Genomic DNA, 20,524 nt, shown 5'->3' with positions numbered 1-20,524 from the left:
ATATATAATAAGCTATTATAATAAGCTATTTAAGTTAACATAATGTAAATTATCGGAAATTACGTACTGAAACCCTTTTTTGTTAAGAAAAAATTCATATGTATTAATAATTTAGTGAATATTATCCAAGAGGTGATAATGTGGATAAGAATAAGTTAAAACTCACATCTTCCGAAATAGGGACACTATGGGGAGAGTATGTAAACGGAACAATGACGGATGTAGTAAATCGATATATGCTCTCTATTATTGAGGATGAGTCAATAAAGACCATTTTTGAAGATGCTATCCAGACCTTCGCAAAACAAAAAAAACAAATTGTAGCTTTTATAGAAAGCGAAGGGTTTCCGGTTCCAATTGGATTTACTGAGTCTGACCTTAATAAAGGTACCAAGAGATTGTTCACGGACATATTCTGCTTAAATTATTTACATATCATGACGTTACATGGCTTGCTAGGACATACAACCTCATTAGGTGTTTCTGTCAGAGAAGACTTACGCCACTTCTACGATTCATGTGATAATGATGCTAAAAGGATGTATCATCAAACGATTGAATTATTACTTGAAAAAGGGGAGTTTCAGAGGGACCCTTATTTTTATCCTGCTACGAACCCTGAATATATTTCTAGCCAGGATTTTACGGATGGGTTTTTCGGGAAAGGCAGACGGTTAACGGCATTAGAAATCATAAGTATTTCTTTCAACCTTAAAAAAAGCATTATGGCTAAAACTCTTTCTATTGGATTTAGCCAGGTCTCTCAATCAAAAGAAGTAAGAAAATTTTTAGAGGATTCGGAGAAAGCAGCTGATGATCAAATACAAGCCTTTTCAAAAATCATGCACGCAGATAATTTACCAGTTCCTAAATCGTGGGAGACAGAAGTAACAACTTCAACAGACTCTCCTTTTTCTGATAAATTAATGATGTATCATATTGGTTTCTTATTCCAAGCTGCACAAGCATATCACGGAACAGGTTTAGCATCAGCCATGCGAACAGATCTTGTAGCTGCTTATGAAAAGGTTATTCTAAAGAATTTAATGGTAACAAAAAAATGGTTTGATATTATGGTGAAAAATAAATGGTTAGAACAGCCACCACTTGCTCCTAATAGAAAAGAAATAGCAAAAGAAAAATAATAAAATCTAATATTTTGAGCAAACTACTCAAGATGTTTCAACGGCGTCTTCCACTGCAACCTTATCAGAAAGAAAGCTGTCCTCCCTGGCAGCTTTCTTTTTTGTTTTCTTGATGTATATCATATACATATTTAGTTAACATAATCACTCTTTCAGGAAGACATCATAAAAACGAGTCCTTGGCGCACAAGGGCTTTTTTGCTTTTTCTTTTTCTCGTTTATACATGATTTTATACATCGTTGATTTAACAAAGTTTTAGGAAAAACTGAACGCCGTATTTTTGTATAAAACCTTGTATCTTTTTCATCGTATTAGGGAGTCCGAAGATTTTAAAAGATAACCAAAACAACGTGTTAAATTTATCCTCATATTTCCTTGAATCAAGGGGAAAATAAGTTGAACTAAACTTAATTGGAGGAATAGCTATGAGAAAGTCTTTATTGTTGTTTTCATTTGCTCTTATGGTTTTCGCTTTCAGTACTACAATAAAAGCAAATGCACTAACGTTTGATCAACTCCCTACCACTCAAAAATCAGGCCAATGGACGGTCGAAATCGATAAAGTAAAAGACAGTCATCCAGAAGATATGAAACCTAAAAAAGGTGTTTATCAAACTTATGGATTAACCATTCAAAATACTAAAAATGATGCAACTGATGTGAAAGTTGAACTTTTTAGAGATGAAGAAAACACGACTACCAAATACGGAATTGTGAATACAGAAAGAGAAACCCTAAGTAAAAATGCCGAATATCCTTTCCAATTTGCGAATTTTCCACTTTCTGAAAAGGCCAAAGAGCTAGAAGTAGTGATCACATGGAAAGAAAAAGGCAGCGATAGAAACTATCAAGAACGATTTACGTTTAGTCAAGATTGATTAATCAGCAAGTCAAAGACCGTTCATAATTTATAAAATTATGAACGGTCTTTTTTATAAATTACTTCTTAAGATAAGATAACAGCCTTTTTATTGTTGGATCAATTCTAATAGAATTAATTTTCTTCATTGCAATTCCTTCGCTCTTTTTAGTATGTCATCAACAAACTTCTTTTTCTTATTCGTATATGAAACAACATCATTCGGGTATTTGTTTGCAAGTTCTTCCTTTATTTTTATATACGCTATCTTTGCATTAGGATCTGATCGTAAATAATCTCTAAAAGAAATTTGATCTATCCATAAATTCTGATTATAGATCATTACATGTAAAAAATGAGTGATTTTCTTTTCTTTGTACCTTGCAAAAACACGTTTACCATCCATACTCACTGGTACTTCAACATACCCAAGTGCCTTTATTTTTTCTTTTAATTTTATAATTACATCCAAAGAGCTAACACCAATTGCAATATCAATAATTGGTTTAGCAGAGAGGCCCTCAATAGACGTACTTCCTACATGTTCAATGGCGATAATAATTTTCTTTAGTCGAGAAGATAACATTTCCCTCTCTTCGTCAAATAACTTACTCCATTTATCATTATAAGGTTCAAGCTTTACTAAACCACGTTCGAGTCCTAACATTGTACTTCCCCCTTAGTACCAGAAAGATAAATTACCTAAGCATTTCTTTTTAAGACATATCTAGGCGGTGCACCATACCCTTGTTCGGACTCAAAGTATGCAAGCTTTCCTGGAATACAGGAAATGATCGAAGGCATACCAAGACCTACTATATGCTCCAGAGCAGATGATAGTGGCATATCTTTGCCATCTATATCTTCATCCCAGGAAATCACATAACACTGCTTAATAGGTCCATATTTCCTCAATAAGGTTTCTAAATCTTCTTTATGAAAGTTAGCTTTTGGAACTTCGATTAAGTATTTCTTTCTTAGAGTAGTACTATAGTTATGACAAAGTCGGCTTAGAGCATCTAGACGCTTCTTTGGAGAAGCCAATTCATGTAGGACTCTTTCCTGTATTCGTTTTTTAAAAAAAGCCTGAACAATTAGCTGTTCTTGTGTTCTGTTCATTTATTTGCCTCCCTGTAGCCGCAATTACATAAATTCTTATTTCTTCAGATAAAAGAAAACTCCTATATTGCTAAGCAACTTTAGCTAAAAGAAAACTGCTTATAGGAACTTATTTACATATCGACTATAATTGTACTTAAAATACACTTTAGGCATTGAAGGAGAATATATAATGGATATTGAAGTAGGGTTCCTTTCCAAAAGCTACATAAGTGATATTCCCTCAGGCGGTGGTTTGTTTCCCTTTGGAATAGATGGGAATACATCTTACATTGTAGAGTATGAAGGTCATGATGTAGATATAGAAACCTTTTTTAATAACTGGATGAAAGAGTTAAACAAGTTTCCTATATATACACTTTTTACATATATAAGCTATGATGCAGAAGAAATAGGTGATATATTTTCATCTGCTAATATTGAATATGTAAAACTAAAAGTAGACAGGGAGACTTTTATTAAGGCTAAAATTGAAGATTATAAACAATTTGAAGTCGTTATGCCTTTTTTATATAGCCAAGGAAGTATGAATTGCTTTGCTGCTTGGTCTCTTTCAGAAGATTTATTTAGCTTTGAAAAAAGAGATATGAAAACCTTATTTGGAAGAAGAAAAGTTCAAATGCCTATTATTACATTACGAAAAGATTGCACAATGTTTTGGATTTTTTACGATGGTGCATCTGTTATTTCGCTATCTAATGACAATCTATTTTCTTCAACTAATTCAATTATTAGCTCCTTTCCGGAGAATACTAAAGGGACAGAGGTTGAATATGAAGAGTGATCCTTATATTTTATAAGCTCTACAACTTTAGTTCACATAATGTGCGTTATTGATACAAGAAAAGGAACACTCTATGATGAGCGTTCCTTTTCTTTAATCTCAATTCTCTTTAAAATACTTGTCCATTCTTTGCTTTAAATCTTCATAATTTTCATCGGTGGCACGTTCGAGACCATATGTAAGAACATCTTTCGCTTTCTTTTTCTCATTAGCCATTAGATAAAAATCACATACTCTTTCATAAAATACATCTTCCTCATTCAAAGCCATCTCAGCTGCTGTATTCCAATCTATAATCTGTTCATAATGAGGAATACCTATATTTATTACATTTTGAACAAATTTACTAAACTCTTTTTTATCTGACTTTTTATTGTAAAGTGTAAAATGTTCTTCATTACCTTCTAACCAATTAGGAATATTCCAATCTGCGCTGGCAACAACTACATTATTAGCTAACTGAGTACCCCAAGTTTGCTCATACCATTTCCCATATTCATTTGACGATACATCCCACATAGTCCAAAAAATGCATTCATCTTGGGAGCTATACTGACTAATACAAAAAGATAAACTTAAACTGAAAGGCCCTGTCTTTCTAGAGAATTTAAGTGTGCTTTTGGCATATTTGAAGCCTAAAGGCTCTAAGAGAGGAAGGAGATCAGTTTTAATATAAAAATTAAGTAAGTCTTTTGGTTTCATAATTTCTCCTCAATTAGATGCTAAAGCTGATTTCCATTAGGTAGCAGCATGTAGCTAAAATATTCTTGAAAAACACCCGTCCCTTTAAGCATATTCTTAACAGTGGTAAAATGCTTTTCTACTGCGTTACTATAAGCCGGATTTCTGGATGGAGTTCGTCCGGAAAGGTAAATAAGCTCTATAAATGGATCTTCTTTGTTCAAATTGAAGGATTTATTAATCAGTGAGTCACCGAACTCTTTCGTTTTATCATAATCTTCTCCAAAGTATTCTGGAAACAACTCAATCATAAAACCAAAAACAACATTAAAAAATGCATCTTCTTTAAAATGGATGATTCCATAATGATAAAGTTCCTGCAGCAATTCTTCATAGTCATCATAATCACTTTCTTGTACTTTACTCGTGTTTTCTACGCCCCATTCTACAACTAAATACCAACACAAAAAGCTAAGTTTGAGAAAAACCTTTAAGTCCTGAGGATTTTCTTTCCAATTATGATATAACTTATTCCTTGCTGCGTTCCAATCAGATTCTTTTTCCAACTGATCGGTATCTTTCAGTTCCCAATTTTTCATAGATTACCTCCAATTTTCTTTTAGTCTCCTACTATAGATATTTTTTGGATTTCATGATTACTCAATATTTTTATTAATTCGCTCAATGCCGGATGATAATCTCCAGGGATAAATATTTTTATGTTCCCTAAATCCTTTATAAATTTATCAATTTCGTCTCGATCAAATTCTACATTAGTCAAATAGTAATCTCTAATTTTTCTTAAATACAAATAACTTCTCCAGTTATTATTTGTGTGAAACAGAGCATCATGTAATGACTCCTCAATTTCTTTAAAATCAAGATACCGATCTTCTTTATCGTACATCTCAATATCAAGTCCCATGTGCTTCCCTCGCTTTCTAATTAATTTATCCAACTAAAGTAATTATATCGCTTTATAGATAAGTATCCTCTAATTAAATTTAATAAGGATAGCCATGATAAAAAAGTCCGCAAAAGTATACTTTTGCGAACTTTTGATTTATATAGAAAATCTATCATTTTCACCGTTAGTTTAAGTTTTGAGATATTATACGAACGTTCTCTAAAACACATAAAACTTTGCGAACGTTCTTGTTAGAAAAAAATGATGGATTCAAATCGAATCTTGATAGTGCGTTAGAACAAAACACCCTTAATCATGTGGAAACCAATAAGTGCAAAAAAACTGCACCTAGATTTAAAATAATCGAAGGTACAGTTTTTATTAAACATTGTAATTTAATCTTCTTTATTCAATTCCCCAATAGAAAATTGATAGAAAATTGAGTGCATTCCATACTCATCTTCACTGATGAAAATGCCAAATTTCTCATCAACATTTATAAGTATGAACCAGAAATAAGCTTCAGAATTATTAGCTTCTGTATAATATAATACACTTTCTAAGTTTTCATAAAAATCTTTTAATTTAATTATTAAATTAGGCAATTGTTCATGTTTTCTACCATTGTAAATTACAACTTTTTGATTGAGATAACCCTTTATTTTGTTTTGAAATTCTTCTAATTCAACTTTTATTCTTTTCTTAAATAGTTATCTATTGTTCTTCCCTCGCTTTTTGTATCCTGAACGATTTTCTGGGTAATGGGTGCTTCTTTGATCATATCTACCTTTTTTATAAGGATTTAACCCATCTACCACGTGAAAATGCGGACCTCTTCCATTTGCATTCCAGTACAGTAAAAAATCCGCGGATATAATCCACGGATTTTCTTACAGTTCTTTTTCCAAGCAGTTAACTTGATTATGATGCAGCGGCTTAGTGGCATACTGTGTAAAACCAAGGCGCTCCCAAAACAGCTTGGCTCTAGGATTTTGAGACAGGACACCAAGGCGTAGAACAGAAATTCCTTCTTCTTTTAGCTTGTCTTCGAATGCTAAATATGCCTGCGTTCCGAAACTGAAATTGTGATAGGCGCTATGAATAATGAAAGCTCCAATCCACGGATGATCATCGTTAGGGTTTTGTTTCATGTAATCAATAACCCCTACGTAGGTATCGTCAGCTTTTATAAAATAACTGTCTGTTTTTTCATTCATGTATTCTTTAAAAAGCTCTTCTTCACTCCGCTCTTTCTTGCCGTTTTCTAACACGTTATAAGCTTCGTTTGAATTGATAATCTCCGACACAATATACATCGTGTCAGCTGTAACGGGTTCAAATGAGATCATATGTCTTCCCTTCTTTCTCTGCAAAGTAGCTGTATATCGTTGCTTTGTCAATTTTACCATTTTTCATTCGTGGAAAGGACGTTAAAACTCTCCATACGCGCGGGATTTTATAAGCAGATACTCGTTGTGTCAGCGCTTGTCTTACTTCAGAAAGAGAAATGTTCTCTAAGACAATTGCTGCACCTACGACTTCTGAACGTTCAGCATCTGCTACGCTAAAAACGGCTGCTTCGCTAACGCCCGGTATTTGTAGTAGCAGCTCTTCAATTTCTTCAGCATATACTAAGCTTCCGCTGCTTTTGATTACATTTTTGTCTCTTCCTACGATGGTAATGTTTCCGTCTGGAAGCTGAACCGCAATATCATGCGATGTAACATATCCGTTAAAAAATGAGCGGTTCGTTTCTTCGCTGTCCTTAACAAACCCTTCAAATGCTTGAGTTGTTTTCACAAACAGTATTCCTTTGTATCCTTTTTCTACTTCTTTTCCACGTTCGTTCAGGATTAAAACGTCTACACTGTCAACAGGATAGCCTACTGTATGAGGCAGCGTTTCAGCGGTATCTGGTGAAAGTACCGTAACAAATCCCATTTCAGAAGATCCGTAATATTCATAAAGAGAGGAGTTAGAAAACGCTCGTGAAAATTTCTTTCGAACGGAAGGCGATAATTTATTTCCTACTGAAATCACGGTTTTTGGCAAAAGTCGTTTTTCTTTCGGTCTGCTTTGTATGTACCGAAGCAAAGGAGAAATTAACGCGGGTGTAATAGACATACAGCTAGCTTCCTTGTTAAAAACAGCAGAAGGTGTAAACGCTTCTAGCATGATAGCATGCATGCCGCTGCAAAGCGCATGCAAAACCGGATAAAGCTGCGCGGAATACGAAATATGTAAGGGGATAAGTACTTTTTCATGTTTCTGTAAAGAAAATACGTCCGACCATTCTTGAAATGATGAAGACCAAGAATGATGCGATTTTACAAATCCTTTCGGTCTCCCGGTTGATCCAGAGGTAAATCCAAATAAAAATAGATTGGACAGTGCATTCACTTGCCGTATAGGCAGGATTGGTTTTTCTTTTGTTATGTTAGTTAGAGAAGATGTTCTCCATAGCCAATTCGGGGATTGAATAGAAAAATAGGTATCTACTTCAGCATCTGTTAGCTCATTATGTAAAAGCATCACAATTCCACCCGCTTTTAAAATCGCTAAAAATGACACAACAGCTGCTGCATTGTTTGGCATGCTTAAAGCAACGAGCTCTCCTTTTTCCACCCCTTTTTCTTTCAGCCGTTTTTCAGCTTTACATACACGATCCCACATTTGACCGTAGCTTAGCTTATTAACAGAATCCGATAGTGCGAGTCTGTCCGGCGTTTGTTGACACTGATTAAAAACTAGTTCTTCAATTCGTTTCATTACTCCGTAAGCTCCTTTTTATTTTACTTTTAGTATACCGTAAATACGGGTTTGAGAAAAGAAAAATGTAAACTTTAATAAAAATTAAGTTGACTAATTTAAGTTTAATAAGATACGATAGTCATGTTTTATCCTACATAGCGGAGGTTTACGATGAAAACAAAAGATATGACGTACGTTGCTTTATTCACGGCTATAATGGGAGCTCTAGGACTCGTCCCTCCTATTTTTTTATCTTTTACACCTGTTCCAATTACTCTTCAGCCTATGGGTGTTATGCTGTCGGGAGGAATTCTTGGTGCTAGATTAGGAGCTTTAAGTCAATTTCTTTTTTTATGTTTACTAGCAGCTGGCGTTCCTTTACTTGCTGGAGGGCGCGGAGGAATTGGCGTATTTTTGAGTCCGAGTGCTGGGTATATCATTGGCTATGTGTTTGCAGCTTTCTTTATTGGCTGGACACTATCAAGGTTAAGAAATGTAACGGTTGCAAAGGCATTTGCCGTAAATGTGATATTTGGGATTGTGTTAGTATACGCATGTGGCATTCCTATACAGGCAATGCAGCTTCACATTCCATTTCTAAAATCCCTTCAGCTAAGCTTCGTTTACCTTCCAGGTGACTGTATAAAAGCAGTGGTCGCGGCGTATTTAATTACAAAAGTTCGAAAAGCAGTAGCGGTACCTGGCCGTTCGAACACGGCTTCTATGTAAGGAAGTGATGACTTATCTATCAAGCAGCAATTGTAAAAGCGAAGCGTACGGTCATTGGAAAAGAAAACGGTCTACTGAAAGATTTTCATGTTCAAGAGCTAGCAGCTCCTTTATTAAAACAGCTTAGCGCTGGAATTGAACATGAAATTGATGACGTTATTTTAGGAAATGTTGTAGGTCCAGGAGGAAATGTAGCCAGGTTATCCGCTTTAGAAGCGGACCTCCCTTTTTCTATCCCGGGAATGACCATTGATCGTCAGTGCGGAGCTGGCTTAGAGGCGATTCGAATGGCCAGCTATTTGATAAAAGCAGGTGCAGGAACGTGCTATTTAGCTGGAGGCGTTGAAAGTACAAGTACTTCTCCATTTGAAAAACGAGCACGTTTTTCTCCTGATAAAATTGGTGACCCTGACATGGGAATTGCAGCAGAAAACGTAGCTCAGCGATACAATATATCTAAAGATCAGCAGGACAGATATGCTCTTTTAAGTCATGAAAGAAGCTGGGAGGCTTTTGAAAAAAGATGGTTTGAAGAAGAAACGCTTCCTCTTCCAAACGTGATGCACGATGAAGCATTTATGAAAAAACGAAACCTAACAAAGCTGCTGCAAAAAGCCAGCCCCGTCTTTTTAAAAAATGAAGGCACCGTCACCGCAGCCAACAGCTGTGGAATTAACGACGGAGCCTGCATTGCGCTTGTAATGGAAGAGCAAAAAGCACGCGCTTTAGGCTTTCAGCCCGTTTTGCGTTTTATTGACGCTGATATTTCAGGAGTGTCACCTCTTTACCCTGCTATTGCACCAGTTTCTGCGATTAAAAATATCTTGAAGCGAAATTCTCTTACGGTAGATGATATTGATTTATTTGAAATCAATGAAGCATTTGCTGTTAAAGTTGTCGCTTGCATGCAAGAACTGGGAATATCAGAAGAAAAAGTGAATATTCGCGGAGGAGCATTGACCCTAGGACACCCTTACGGAGCATCAGGAGCTATTTTAGCTACGCGTCTTTTTTATGAAAGCAAGCGCCGTGACGTGCGATATGTCATAGCGGCTTTAGGAAGCGGAGGCGGAATAGGAACAGCGGTATTATTTGAAGTCATCAAATAATACCGCTGTTTTTATGCCTTTTTTATTACATTATGTTGCATCAAATATTGCTCAATATCTTTAAATGTATCAACCGGAACAAATGAAACGTTTTGTTCGCGCAGTAAATCTTGCAAAGAATCTTTCGCAAAGGTAACATCTGCATGTTTTGCGGGATGTGAATCCGGTTCGCTGTCTCCAGCAAAATAAATCGTTTCGTATGCCTCTTTTAGTTCTTGAATAACAGCAGATTTATCAATACCGTATCGTTCTGAATGCCATCTGTGAGCAGGATCTAGACGCAAGTGAACGTTGTTTTGATGGAAATATCCTTCATTCGAATAAACTTCCACTTTTTCAACACCGTATTTATCTAACAGCGGTTTAATATAGTACGTTGTTCCAGCGCTTAAAATATAAAAATCTCCGCCGTTTTCCTGAACAATTTTAATAAAAGCGGGCACGTATTTATCAATTGGAATATTCGCTACTTCTTCTAAAATTTTCGGTTCTTCTTGGTGAATGGATTGAAAAACAGTAGATAAAAAATCAATATCTTTCATTTCTCCTGCTTTCCACCGGCGGAAAAGCTCTTCACCTTCTGGAAAATACTTTTCAATCACAATCCAGTAAAAATCTTTTTTTGAAATCGTTCCATCAAAATCTGATACAAACGCCCATTTTTTCATTCCTCACACATCCTTTGCTACATACTAAGCAGTTCTCGGAGCTCTTCTTCTGTCAAACTAGAAAGCATTGTTTCTCCCGGCTGAATAACCTGTTCAATGAGTTCTTTTTTCTTTTGCTGCAAGGCGTAAATTTTTTCTTCGATGGTTCCTTGAGAAATAAGCTTGATGACCTGCACCACATTTTTTTGTCCAATGCGGTGTGCACGGCCTGCCGCTTGTTCTTCAATCGCGGGGTTCCACCATAAGTCATATAAAATAACCGTATCGGCTCCCGTTAAATTTAAACCCGTGCCTCCGGCTTTTAATGAAATTAAGAAAATGTCTTGTTCTCCATTATTAAACCGATCCGCCATTTCCACTCGTTCTTTTGATGGCGTTTGACCGTCTAAATAAAAGTACGAGAGATTTTCTTTTTGAAGCTCTTCTCGAATAATATGAAGCATGCTTGTAAACTGAGAAAAGATTAACAAGCGTTTTCCATTGGCAACCGCATTTCTTGTAATCTCCAGCAGCTGCTCTAATTTGCTTGAATCCCCTTCGTAATTTTCAACGAATAGGGACGGATGACAGCAAATCTGGCGAAGTCTTGTTAATCCCGCCAAGATCTTCATTCGGTTTTTATTAAAATCTTCACCGGCTAAAGATGATTTTAACTGCTCTAAATAGCCTACATACAACTCTTTTTGTTCTTTAGTCAGCTCAGATAAATGAGTGGTTTCAATTTTATCAGGCAGTTCTTTTAACACATCCTTTTTTACTCGTCGCAGTAAAAATGGTCTTACAATTCGGCTGACCTGCTCCGATGACATGTTTTTAAACTGGCGAAGCCCTGGAAATAAGCCAGGAAGAATGGTCTGGAAAATTGACCAAAGCTCATCAAGTGAGTTTTCAATAGGCGTACCGCTAAGCGCAAAACGTTTTTTAGCTGAAATAGTCCTAACAGCTACTGCTGTCTTCGTTGTATGATTTTTAATACTCTGAGCCTCATCTAGAATTAAAGCATGAAAATGAAGATGCTGATACAAATCGATATCTTGACGCAGCGTTGGGTAAGATGTAATCCATACGTCAGCTGTGCGTTTTAGCTTCTCCTCACGCTCACTCGGCGTTCCTGTAATGGTTTGAACCGTTAAATTCGGTGCGAATTTCTCCAATTCGTTGCGCCAGTTATAAATCAAGGAAGCCGGCACAACAATTAAAAAAGCACTGCTGTCTTCATCAAGCTCTTTTTCAGATAAGATATAGGCAATGCTTTGAAGCGTTTTTCCAAGCCCCATATCATCAGCCAGTACGCCTCCTAAAGAGTAGTGAGCCAGCGATTTAAACCACTTAAACCCATTGTACTGATAATCACGCAGTGATGCCTGCAAGGATTCCGGTACTTCCCAATCCATTTCCTCGGGGGATTTAAGCTGTGTAAGTAACCTTTTAAATGCTGAGCCAAATTTAGCAGCTGATTTATCACCCGCACTCATAATCTCTTCCACTTGCATTCCTCTATATAAAGGTACCTGCAATGAGTTATCCTTTAAGTCTTTCTCCGTTACGTTCAGCTCACGAAACAGATTTTGGATATGTTCAAAGCCTTCGTTTTCAAGAGGAATAAACGCACCGTTATCTAGACGATGATAGCTTTTCTTTTCTAAAACAGATTTTAAAACATCTTGAACGGTCTGATGATCAATGTCTCCTAAATCAAAATTAATTTCTAATAGCCCATTGCTATTTTGAATGTCAACCGTTGTTACTGGCGCAGAAAAATCCGTATAAGCATAATCTTTCATCTCATCCGTAATATACACATCCGCTATTTCATCAAGCTTTGGAACAATATGAAACAAAAATTCATATAGAGAGTATTCGTCTTGATTTAAGTACAGCTGGTTTTTATAAATATTTAAAGGAGCCGTTTCAATTAAGTCCATAACGCGGTCTTCTTTTTCTAAATCTCGTATCAAAATTTTATCGTGTTTTTCAGACTGGGGTGAAAATGGATTAATCGAAATCTCTCCGTAGTTGTACCGAAGCGTCACAAACAGCTGTTCATCCTCACGGTCAATAAATACTTTTGCTTTTAGTTCAGGTGCAATAATTTGATGGGATACTTCTTTTGCGATATCCACTTTCCCAACCTTTTTCAGTCCCGGAACGACGTGAGATAAAAAATTGCCCATCTGCTCTTCTGCTATAGGTACGACTGGCTTCAAAGGAGCCGTTTTCCGAAGGCCTTCAAGAAGCATACGCTGATCTTGAGATAGCTCATAAAACGTCCCTTTTAAAAATAGCCAACCGTATCGATCAAAAAATGAAGCTTGATGAAGTTCCGTAAAGTCTAGCTCAAATCCAGCTGCCGAGTGCTTATTTATTTGAAATGAAAAAGGAGCTGAACTTTCAGCAAAGATAATATTTTCATATGAATGCCCTTCATGAATAAATGTAAAGTTCCGATCTTTAAGGAGTTTAAATAACTCTTTGGCTACGATAGATGGAATGATTAGTTCTCTGTTATTTGCGGACGAACGATACATAGAATAGGAGTTTTTATAAAATGATTCATTCGTCATAATATCCATCAGTAGCTCAATGATTTTCTTATCTTCTTCTATAAAAAAATGTTCTGCAGGATCATATTCGAAGCGCTTGGTAAATTCGTGAGTTTGGAATTCTTTAGCGTCTGTTAAAAATTCTTGAATGTTTTTTACTACATACGTCCGGTCGACGCCTACTTTCATTTCAAGCGCTACGTACATTCCTTCTGAACGTAAAAATTCTTCTGAGTAAGACTTGCAAATAAATTCTACTTTCAACGGATCTTTATCTGCATATTTCTTATGGTCGCTTATGGTTTGCTGATAGCTCGAAAATAAGTCGATAAAGTGATTTACATTTTCGTATTCTTTGCTTTGGCGAAAAGGCTTTGTTTTAATTGGCTGCGGCTTTGCGCGCTCATCGCAAATGGTTAATAAAACAGCTACTTCGTGTTTGCATTCTGAAAACTCGTGATAAGCAGGACAATCGCAGAATGAATAAAAAGAATTTCCTTTTTGTTCAACCATTACCGTATACATTTCTGCACCTCGAACGGATGCTGTCCACGTAGTGGTCTGTTCATTGTATTCCAAATCAAGCACACGCCCCTGCTTGTAATACGTGTGTCCTCTATAGTACGTTCTGCTTGAGTACGAATCTTTTAATTGTTCTTTGTTTAATGTTTTATTTATCATCGCTTCACAATCTTCCAATCGCATAACAGTCAATGCTGTTGCTGTTTAATTTCTATTCAGAACAAATAATGTCCAACGTCATAAACGTTGAACATTATTTGTCAATTCTTCTATTATAACATGCAACAGACATTATAAAACACTCTTAAGCAGCGCAGACTGTTTTCGCTGTTTTCTTTTGTAAAGTATCCAGCCTGCTCCGGCGGTTGATAATAAAAACAGGCTAAGCCCTAAAAAAGCAAGTCCTATACGATCATTAGCCGTAACGTACGTAAAGAAGAAAATCAATAAAATACGAATCCCTAACGTGATAAAGCGAAAACAGCTGTCGATTCTTCCCATGATAATATTCGGTATTTTTTGCATCATAAACGTATTTCGAGCTACTCTTGTACCTGCATTTGCAAAAGCAAGAAGAAACACAATAGAAAAGTAAACGGGCAGAAGCTTCATAAAGAAGATGATCGATATTCCAAGTGCAAAAAGGCTTATATTAAGCATAATGGCTAGTTCAGTGCCTGTTCTTTTCATAATAGATACAATCAATATCCCTGCCGTTAACGCCCCGAAACCATATACAGCACTTTCAATCCCGTATGCTGCTGGACTTGCGTTCAATTCTTGAGTCAGATAAATAGGAAACAAATAGTTCGTCATCATCACAGCAATGAAAGGCATAAAAGAAAGCAGTAAAAAAAGAGATACCGAGCGATTTTCTTTTATGAATGCTAATCCCTCTTTCATCGCAGTGTGTTTTTTATCGCTTCTTTCACTACTTTGTTTATATGGAATACTCAATAGAAAAAGGAATGCAGCTATATACGTAGCTGCATCTACTGTTAAAATCCATTGAAGCGACCACCGGGTAATGACTAGACTCGCTGCAGCCCCTGCCAGCATACTCGATAGCTGGCCTTGTATTTCCATAATACTGTTTAATGATTGAAACACATCTTTTGAAAAAACTTCTTGATTTAACGCAAAAATCGTTGGATAAAAAAACGTGTAGTAAAGGTTTCCGGTTCCGTACAAAATGATGTAGTGAATCGTTGAATAATCTGTAACAAAACCAACGATCACAAATAGCATGACCGTGATAAAACCTATCAATTCTACGGTTAACAACATTTTCTTTCGTGACATTCGATCAATAAGAACACCTATATACGGAGTAGCCACAAAGCTAATCACCGTCATAATCAGCATAATCGTGCCAAATAGTTTATTTCCATCTGGAGATGCAACTAACAGTAAAGGAATGGCAAGCATCGTAATGCCAGAACCAATAGAGGATAAAACATTCGCAGCAACTACAGCTTGAAAGCGACGGTCCTTATAAAGCGCCTTCATCAAACATTTTGCTTAGCTTCTAAAATTTGCTTAGACACTTGTGTATACAGAGTCAGCTCATTAACTAATTCATGAATTCCGTCAGCGGCGTTTTTTCGTAAAGTTCCTTTTTCCACGATGTCTGCAGGGTCTAATACCAACTGCTTAGATAGAACATTCGCATACAAAGCGCGTGTAACGGTTCTAAGGTTGTTTAAAGCATTGATACCTCCTTTTCCTCCTCCTGCTACGGCTACAAGTGCTACGGGCTTATGTGCAAAATACGCACTGTTTAAAAAGTCAAACGCGTTTTTTAATGCTCCGCTCATAGCGCCGTGGTACTCAGGCGTCGCAAGTAAGATACCATCCGCTTTTTCTATTGCTTCAGTCAGCACTTTCACTTCTTCTATTTCATACTGATGAGGTTCACCGGTGAATATAGGAAGTGATAATTGACTTAAATCTAGAAAAGAACTTTGATAGCTTTTGTGAAGTTCTCTCGTTACTTGTGTTGTTCGGCCTGTTTCTCTAGGACTTCCGTTAATAATAAGTATATTCATATTTATCTACCCCTCTGTCGTTTGGTTATATGTATAGTATAGGGATGATTGAACTTTTTTTCGTCATGCTATTGATAGAAAGAAAGCTACCAATATAGACTGAGGTGAACAGAGAAAAACCTACAACTAAAGTCGTAGGTTAGGAAATTCCATGCTGAACAGCATATAGAGCAGCTTGCGTGCGGTCTTGAACCCCAAGCTTCGATAAAATATTAGACACATGTGTTTTTACTGTTTTTTCTGTAATATGTAAGGCAGCACCAATTTCTTTGTTGCTTTTGCCTTTTGCAATTTCTTTTAATACGTCTTTTTCTCGTTTTGTTAAGTGATCAATAAAATTGACTTTCTTTTCTCTGCTTTTGGTTAACCGTGTTAGCAAGTGCGTAGTGACTTTGGGATGAAGCTGATTTTCTCCATTCATTAGCTTTCGAATAGCCGTTACAAGTTCATCTGGATCGCTTTCTTTTAGCTGATAGCCTGAAGCTCCTGCTTCTAATGCCGGTATCACGTGATCTTGATCTGAAAAGCTTGTTAGAATCATGACTTGTATATGCGGTGCTTGTTTTTTTAGTTCTTTTGTTGCTTCGATTCCATCGAGAACCGGCATCGATAAATCCATTAACACAATATGAGGCTCTAGAGATGTCGCTAACTTTATAGCTTCTTCCCCGTTAGAAGCTTCTCCTACAACTTCTAAATCAGGCTGCGTTTGTAAGAAAAAGACAAGTCCTTTTCGGACAACGTGGTGATCATCTGCAATTAAAATCTTTATTTTCATGTGCGCTCCTTTCCGTTATGAAAGAGGAATAGATACTTCCACAATCGTTCCGTTTCCTATGCTGCTTGTAACAGATAGTTTTCCATTTAATCTTTTTATTCGCTCGTGCATAGTTTTTAGCCCAAGCGTCGGCAATTCTGCTGAAGGGCTATACATAAATCCATTGCCGCTATCCCGGACTTTCATAATTACTTGGTCTTTGCTTATATTTACGTTTAGATGTACCTCTGCCGTACCCGCATGCTTTCGGCAATTATTAAAAGCTTCTTGTCCGACTCTCCACAGTGTCTCTTCAATCACAGCAGGCAAAACGGACACTCCTTTAATTTGTTCTTTTACGTTAAGCCCTAGCATTTGACCATAGCTTTTTAACGCACTGACAATGCCGTTTTCTAATCCTTGAGGACGAAGCTGCCAAATTAAAGCTTTCATTTCCACTTGAGCATGCTGAGCGGTTTCTTGGATTAAGGAAAAAGTCTCTTTTAACTGCACATCTTTTGCTAAGCTGCTTCCGGCTTTGGCTGTGACATTAATTGAAAACAACAGCTGATTAACAGAATCGTGAAGATCTTTTGCCAGCCTGTTTCTTTCTTCAATAAGTTTTACTTCCTGCTGAGATTGAGTCAGCTTAATCCGCTTGATAGCCGTGCCAATTTGAAGAGCGACGGATCCTAATAAATCAAGCTCTCGCTGTTCAAAATGAATTTTATGAGGGGCAGCTACATTTAATAATCCAAAGCGTTCATCCCCTGCTTGTAAAGGAACCGTTGCATGATGAGTAATGTCATGTGTATCTCCCCACTCATGAATGACGGAATCTTCAAGTCTCTTACACTCCATAATATTAGACGCTTTTTGAAGCCGGCCATCCATATACCGGTCAACACACCAGCAGCTTCCATTACACATAGGCTGAGCGGTTTTATTTAATAAAGCTGGCGGCAAATGCTGAGCGGCAATCATCTCATGCTTTCCATTTTCATCAATAAAAAAGATCCATCCTGTTTGTAAATCTGTGATTTGCAGCAGTTTTAAAAGAGCATCGTGAAGCATGGTATGTAAATTAGTGCCTTCATTTAAAATCTCGGCAATGTCTTTTAAAATCTTCAGCTCTGAAATATGATCTTTTTCCATAGCCTCTCTCCTATATTATATGATGTATTTTCCATTTTTTATTTTATCACAATTAAAGCTGGTTCCGACTCACAGAACGTTATTTTTAAAGCATTTCCGCTTAGATATGTAAGACCTTTTAACATCAATAATAAAATTTTCAAAAAGTATGTCAGGTAGTTTAACAATTAGCTAGAGTCTTTACGTAAAACGAACTATACTACAGATAATTCAAGTAAGAACAGAAAAAATGAAGGGAAATGAGAAGAAAAAAATATTAAAATTAATCCATTGAAAACGCTTCCAAATATGAAGGCATAGTGCTATTATATAATTATTAACAGAATAGGGATGTGAGAAAGATGAATAAATTATTTTTAGAAGAGTTACGATACATTATCTTGTGTGAAGTGCCTATGACAAAGTACCGAGTAGAGCAGCTTCAAGACAAATTTGATCAAAGCCCATACTTAATTAATGAACTTTATCAACTCCTATTCGAAAAGCGTCACATTTTAGCTTTTGTTGATGATATCGAATCATCCCTGTATGACTATATTGTAAATAAAGAAATGATGGATGCTAAAACGTATTACGGAGCTATTGCACATGTAGCAAATCTCTTCGGCGAAACGCCTACATATATAAAATGCAAAATAAAAAAATATAGACAGTCTTCGATTTCAAGTATCAGCGCCTAAAAGGTGCGCACAGCTGATTCAAATAAAAAGCAAAAAAGAAATCCTAGCACAAGGGTTTCTTTTTTGTACCACTAACATATAGGGAGGAAAATAAGATGAAGACATTTTTTATCACAAATCGCTATTCGTTTCTCGAAAAGCAAGTAGATGAATACATGCAATCTTTACTGGTGAAAACGCCTGAGCAAGTTATTTTATATTTCGAAAGACAAATTCGAAAGTATAAAGGGTACTTACAGAAGAAACATCATTATCCAGAGTGTATGGTTCAATCCATCCACCGTTTGATTGAAGAATATTCCTTAATTATCATTAGAGTAAAAAAATATATTAGCTATCAAAACAAGCTGATGAATAAACAGCTATTAGAGCCGCAGTAAAACGAATCATTTTTTATGGTTCGTTTTACTGCGGCTCTGCCGTTTTACTCCTCATATTTTAGCAGTAAATGCAGAACAGCGGGACGTTCTTCAAGATTTTTGTATGAGTGTACATGACTTCCTTCAAATTTTATAGAGTCAAATTGTTTTAGCTCGTATAGCTCTTCTTCTATTTTCATTTCGATTCTTCCTTCCATTACCGTTGCTACTTCAATTAATCCTTTGTGATGCGGTTCAGGACGGTATGTAGCGAGAGGCGCAAGAAAGGCTCGGTACATTTCAATCGTCGAATCCATTTGGTTTTGAAACATAAATTCAATTTTCCAAGCTTCATCTGGCCCTTTGAGAGAAAATCCTTCTCCGCACTTAGATAGGGATACTGAAGGCTCCACTGATACTAATTTGGTTAAAGGAATATTTAAACCTGTGGTTATTTTCCACATCACCCCTAAAGTGGGATTGGTCTCTCCTCTTTCAATTTTTCCTAATGTAAGTTTACTGACTCCTGTCTTTTCAGCTAGTTCATCCAGAGTCAAATGATTTTGCACCCTGATTTTTCGTAATTCACTGCCTACTTTTCTAATCATCTCTTCTGTGTGCATTTCTTCCTTCCTTTCTTTTGTATATTATGATAAACTTTTTTAAGTGATTAACATATTATAATATATTTAATAAGGAGGGTAAACAATGAAAGCAATAATATGGGGACTATTATCTTCCATGTTCTTTTCGGCTACGTTTATTGTTAACCGAGCAATGAATGTATCTGGAACGAGTTGGGCATGGACTGCATCCCTCCGCTTTTTATTCGCTATTCCTATTTTACTCATTTTAGTGCTGCTGCAAAAGAAATTTATGCCTCTATGGCAGGAAATGAAAAAACACCCTTGGGCTTGGCTTGGCTGGGGAACACTTGCAGGAGTAGGTTTTTATTCTCTCTTAAGTTTTTCCTCGCTTTTCGGACCATCGTGGCTGGTGGCGGGAACGTGGCAAGTGACCATTCTAGCAGGAGCTCTTCTTTCGCCCTTGTTTTTTATAAAGGTTCAAACTGCGGAAGGATATAAAAAAGTGAGAGGGAAAATCCCGCTAAAAACGCTTAGTGTTTCAGCGTTTATTTTAGTAGGCGTTATTCTTATGCAGGTGAAAGAAGCAGAAAATATTACGCCTATGCAGTTTATCTTAGGGTTTCTACCTGTGGTTGTCGCTGCTTTTTTATACCCGCTTGGAAATCGTAAAATGATGGAAATATGCAGCGGGAAGCTCGATACGTTTCAACGCGTTTTAGGAATGGCATTAGCAAGTATTCCGTTAAGTATTATTTACGCCATATACGGCTTCTTTACTACAGGTATCCCAAGTTCTCCCCAATTTTCTCAAGCCTTCATCTTGGCAATGAGTTCAGGTGTAATTGCTACGATGACGTTCTTTTACGCAACAGACTTGGCAAAAGAAAATTTAGGTTTGCTTGGAGCGGTTGAAGCAACTCAATCAGGCAGCATGATTTTTACCGTGCTTGGCGAAGTGTTTTTATTAAATGGACGTATGCCAACAGGGATTGCGTTAGCTGGTATGACGATAATCGTAATTGGAATGATTATGAACAGTATGCTAAACAAAAAAACAAAACTGTCTTCGGCCGCCCCGTCACGTACTCTATCAAAATAAAAAAAGAGGAGATGAAAATCT

At 36.5% G+C, this 20,524-nt stretch carries 24 protein-coding genes; 8 read left to right on the top strand and 16 right to left on the bottom strand.

Annotated features, from left to right (window positions below; translation table 11 throughout):
* Positions 1–140 precede the first annotated feature (140 nt).
* Entirely contained in the window at positions 141–1,145 is a 1,005-nt protein-coding gene (locus tag ACH6EI_RS11960; protein WP_099331037.1) for a DUF3231 family protein, read from the top strand.
* A 426-nt stretch (positions 1,146–1,571) separates the two neighbouring features.
* Complete coding sequence (locus tag ACH6EI_RS11955; protein ID WP_099331038.1) at positions 1,572–2,024, top strand: hypothetical protein; 453 nt, start codon at positions 1,572–1,574, stop codon at positions 2,022–2,024.
* A gap of 126 nt (positions 2,025–2,150) precedes the next feature.
* On the opposite strand, the gene ACH6EI_RS11950 is transcribed toward ACH6EI_RS11955, so the two are convergent.
* The gene (locus ACH6EI_RS11950) at positions 2,151–2,672 is read right to left on the bottom strand and encodes a GrpB family protein (protein WP_099331039.1); all 522 of its coding nucleotides are present in this window, start codon (positions 2,670–2,672) and stop codon (positions 2,151–2,153) included.
* A gap of 35 nt (positions 2,673–2,707) precedes the next feature.
* Positions 2,708–3,124 carry a hypothetical protein gene (locus tag ACH6EI_RS11945; protein WP_099331040.1) on the bottom strand — a complete coding sequence of 139 codons (417 nt, stop codon included), beginning with the start codon at positions 3,122–3,124 and terminating at the stop codon, positions 2,708–2,710.
* A 172-nt stretch (positions 3,125–3,296) separates the two neighbouring features.
* Between ACH6EI_RS11945 and ACH6EI_RS11940 the strand changes: the two genes are divergently transcribed.
* Positions 3,297–3,908 carry a hypothetical protein gene (locus tag ACH6EI_RS11940; RefSeq protein WP_099331041.1) on the top strand — a complete coding sequence of 204 codons (612 nt, stop codon included), beginning with the start codon at positions 3,297–3,299 and terminating at the stop codon, positions 3,906–3,908.
* A 99-nt stretch (positions 3,909–4,007) separates the two neighbouring features.
* On the opposite strand, the gene ACH6EI_RS11935 is transcribed toward ACH6EI_RS11940, so the two are convergent.
* The 7 genes from ACH6EI_RS11935 to ACH6EI_RS11910 all read right to left on the bottom strand — a co-directional run bounded on the left by ACH6EI_RS11935 (position 4,008) and on the right by ACH6EI_RS11910 (position 8,265).
* On the bottom strand, positions 4,008–4,610 hold the full coding sequence (locus ACH6EI_RS11935) for a hypothetical protein (RefSeq protein ID WP_099331042.1): 603 nt from the start codon (positions 4,608–4,610) through the stop codon (positions 4,008–4,010).
* A gap of 20 nt (positions 4,611–4,630) precedes the next feature.
* The gene (locus tag ACH6EI_RS11930) at positions 4,631–5,188 is read right to left on the bottom strand and encodes a hypothetical protein (protein ID WP_108674736.1); all 558 of its coding nucleotides are present in this window, start codon (positions 5,186–5,188) and stop codon (positions 4,631–4,633) included.
* 20 nt (positions 5,189–5,208) lie between these two features.
* The gene (locus ACH6EI_RS11925) at positions 5,209–5,514 is read right to left on the bottom strand and encodes a hypothetical protein (protein WP_099331044.1); all 306 of its coding nucleotides are present in this window, start codon (positions 5,512–5,514) and stop codon (positions 5,209–5,211) included.
* 377 nt (positions 5,515–5,891) lie between these two features.
* Positions 5,892–6,191, bottom strand: coding sequence for a YxiF family protein (locus tag ACH6EI_RS27840; protein ID WP_419150228.1), 300 nt, complete (start codon positions 6,189–6,191; stop codon positions 5,892–5,894).
* Positions 6,192–6,206: 15 nt separating this feature from the next.
* Positions 6,207–6,353, bottom strand: a complete 147-nt coding sequence (locus ACH6EI_RS11920; protein WP_226313327.1) for an HNH/endonuclease VII fold putative polymorphic toxin — start codon at positions 6,351–6,353, stop codon at positions 6,207–6,209.
* A gap of 33 nt (positions 6,354–6,386) precedes the next feature.
* Positions 6,387–6,845, bottom strand: coding sequence for a GNAT family N-acetyltransferase (locus ACH6EI_RS11915; RefSeq protein WP_098113012.1), 459 nt, complete (start codon positions 6,843–6,845; stop codon positions 6,387–6,389).
* A complete protein-coding gene (locus ACH6EI_RS11910) occupies positions 6,832–8,265 on the bottom strand; it encodes a class I adenylate-forming enzyme family protein (RefSeq protein ID WP_108674737.1) in 1,434 nt (477 codons plus the stop codon). Before ACH6EI_RS11910 ends, ACH6EI_RS11915 begins: the two co-directional genes overlap by 14 nt.
* A 153-nt stretch (positions 8,266–8,418) precedes the next feature.
* Between ACH6EI_RS11910 and ACH6EI_RS11905 the strand changes: the two genes are divergently transcribed.
* The gene (locus ACH6EI_RS11905; protein WP_098113014.1) at positions 8,419–8,976 is read left to right on the top strand and encodes a biotin transporter BioY; all 558 of its coding nucleotides are present in this window, start codon (positions 8,419–8,421) and stop codon (positions 8,974–8,976) included.
* Positions 8,977–8,990: 14 nt separating this feature from the next.
* The gene (locus ACH6EI_RS11900; RefSeq protein WP_098113015.1) at positions 8,991–10,085 is read left to right on the top strand and encodes an acetyl-CoA C-acyltransferase; all 1,095 of its coding nucleotides are present in this window, start codon (positions 8,991–8,993) and stop codon (positions 10,083–10,085) included.
* A gap of 11 nt (positions 10,086–10,096) precedes the next feature.
* Here ACH6EI_RS11900 and ACH6EI_RS11895 read toward each other — a convergent pair whose 3' ends face one another.
* From ACH6EI_RS11895 to ACH6EI_RS11870, 6 genes are all read right to left on the bottom strand, one after another.
* Complete coding sequence (locus tag ACH6EI_RS11895; RefSeq protein WP_099331046.1) at positions 10,097–10,753, bottom strand: MtnX-like HAD-IB family phosphatase; 657 nt, start codon at positions 10,751–10,753, stop codon at positions 10,097–10,099.
* A 17-nt stretch (positions 10,754–10,770) separates the two neighbouring features.
* Positions 10,771–13,977, bottom strand: coding sequence for a DEAD/DEAH box helicase (locus ACH6EI_RS11890; RefSeq protein ID WP_099331047.1), 3,207 nt, complete (start codon positions 13,975–13,977; stop codon positions 10,771–10,773).
* A gap of 132 nt (positions 13,978–14,109) precedes the next feature.
* Complete coding sequence (locus ACH6EI_RS11885) at positions 14,110–15,327, bottom strand: MFS transporter (RefSeq protein ID WP_099331048.1); 1,218 nt, start codon at positions 15,325–15,327, stop codon at positions 14,110–14,112.
* Positions 15,327–15,866, bottom strand: a complete 540-nt coding sequence (locus ACH6EI_RS11880) for an NADPH-dependent FMN reductase (RefSeq protein WP_049164783.1) — start codon at positions 15,864–15,866, stop codon at positions 15,327–15,329. Before ACH6EI_RS11880 ends, ACH6EI_RS11885 begins: the two co-directional genes overlap by 1 nt.
* 139 nt (positions 15,867–16,005) lie before the next feature.
* Entirely contained in the window at positions 16,006–16,644 is a 639-nt protein-coding gene (locus ACH6EI_RS11875) for a response regulator (RefSeq protein ID WP_028413199.1), read from the bottom strand.
* Positions 16,645–16,659: 15 nt separating this feature from the next.
* Positions 16,660–17,778, bottom strand: a complete 1,119-nt coding sequence (locus tag ACH6EI_RS11870; protein ID WP_028413198.1) for a GAF domain-containing sensor histidine kinase — start codon at positions 17,776–17,778, stop codon at positions 16,660–16,662.
* A gap of 341 nt (positions 17,779–18,119) precedes the next feature.
* On the opposite strand from ACH6EI_RS11870, the gene ACH6EI_RS11865 reads away from it, so the two are divergent.
* Together ACH6EI_RS11865 and ACH6EI_RS11860 are read left to right on the top strand one after the other, a co-directional pair.
* Positions 18,120–18,458: a hypothetical protein gene (locus tag ACH6EI_RS11865; protein WP_013057201.1), complete on the top strand. Its 339-nt coding sequence runs from the start codon at positions 18,120–18,122 to the stop codon at positions 18,456–18,458.
* A gap of 95 nt (positions 18,459–18,553) precedes the next feature.
* The gene (locus ACH6EI_RS11860; RefSeq protein WP_014459932.1) at positions 18,554–18,838 is read left to right on the top strand and encodes a hypothetical protein; all 285 of its coding nucleotides are present in this window, start codon (positions 18,554–18,556) and stop codon (positions 18,836–18,838) included.
* Between the two features lie 44 nt (positions 18,839–18,882).
* Here the strand turns inward: ACH6EI_RS11860 and ACH6EI_RS11855 are convergent, their stop codons facing one another.
* On the bottom strand, positions 18,883–19,440 hold the full coding sequence (locus ACH6EI_RS11855; protein WP_028413197.1) for a helix-turn-helix domain-containing protein: 558 nt from the start codon (positions 19,438–19,440) through the stop codon (positions 18,883–18,885).
* Positions 19,441–19,525: 85 nt separating this feature from the next.
* On the opposite strand from ACH6EI_RS11855, the gene ACH6EI_RS11850 reads away from it, so the two are divergent.
* Positions 19,526–20,503, top strand: coding sequence for a DMT family transporter (locus ACH6EI_RS11850; protein ID WP_028413196.1), 978 nt, complete (start codon positions 19,526–19,528; stop codon positions 20,501–20,503).
* The last annotated feature ends 21 nt before the right edge of the window (positions 20,504–20,524 follow it).

The organism is Priestia sp. JSM ZJ58, assembly GCF_044383985.1.
In the GTDB taxonomy this organism is placed as follows: Bacteria; Bacillota; Bacilli; order Bacillales; family Bacillaceae_H; genus Priestia; species Priestia zanthoxyli.
Note: the sequence above shows the minus strand (reverse complement) of the source record. Positions and strands in the feature narration are given on the sequence as shown.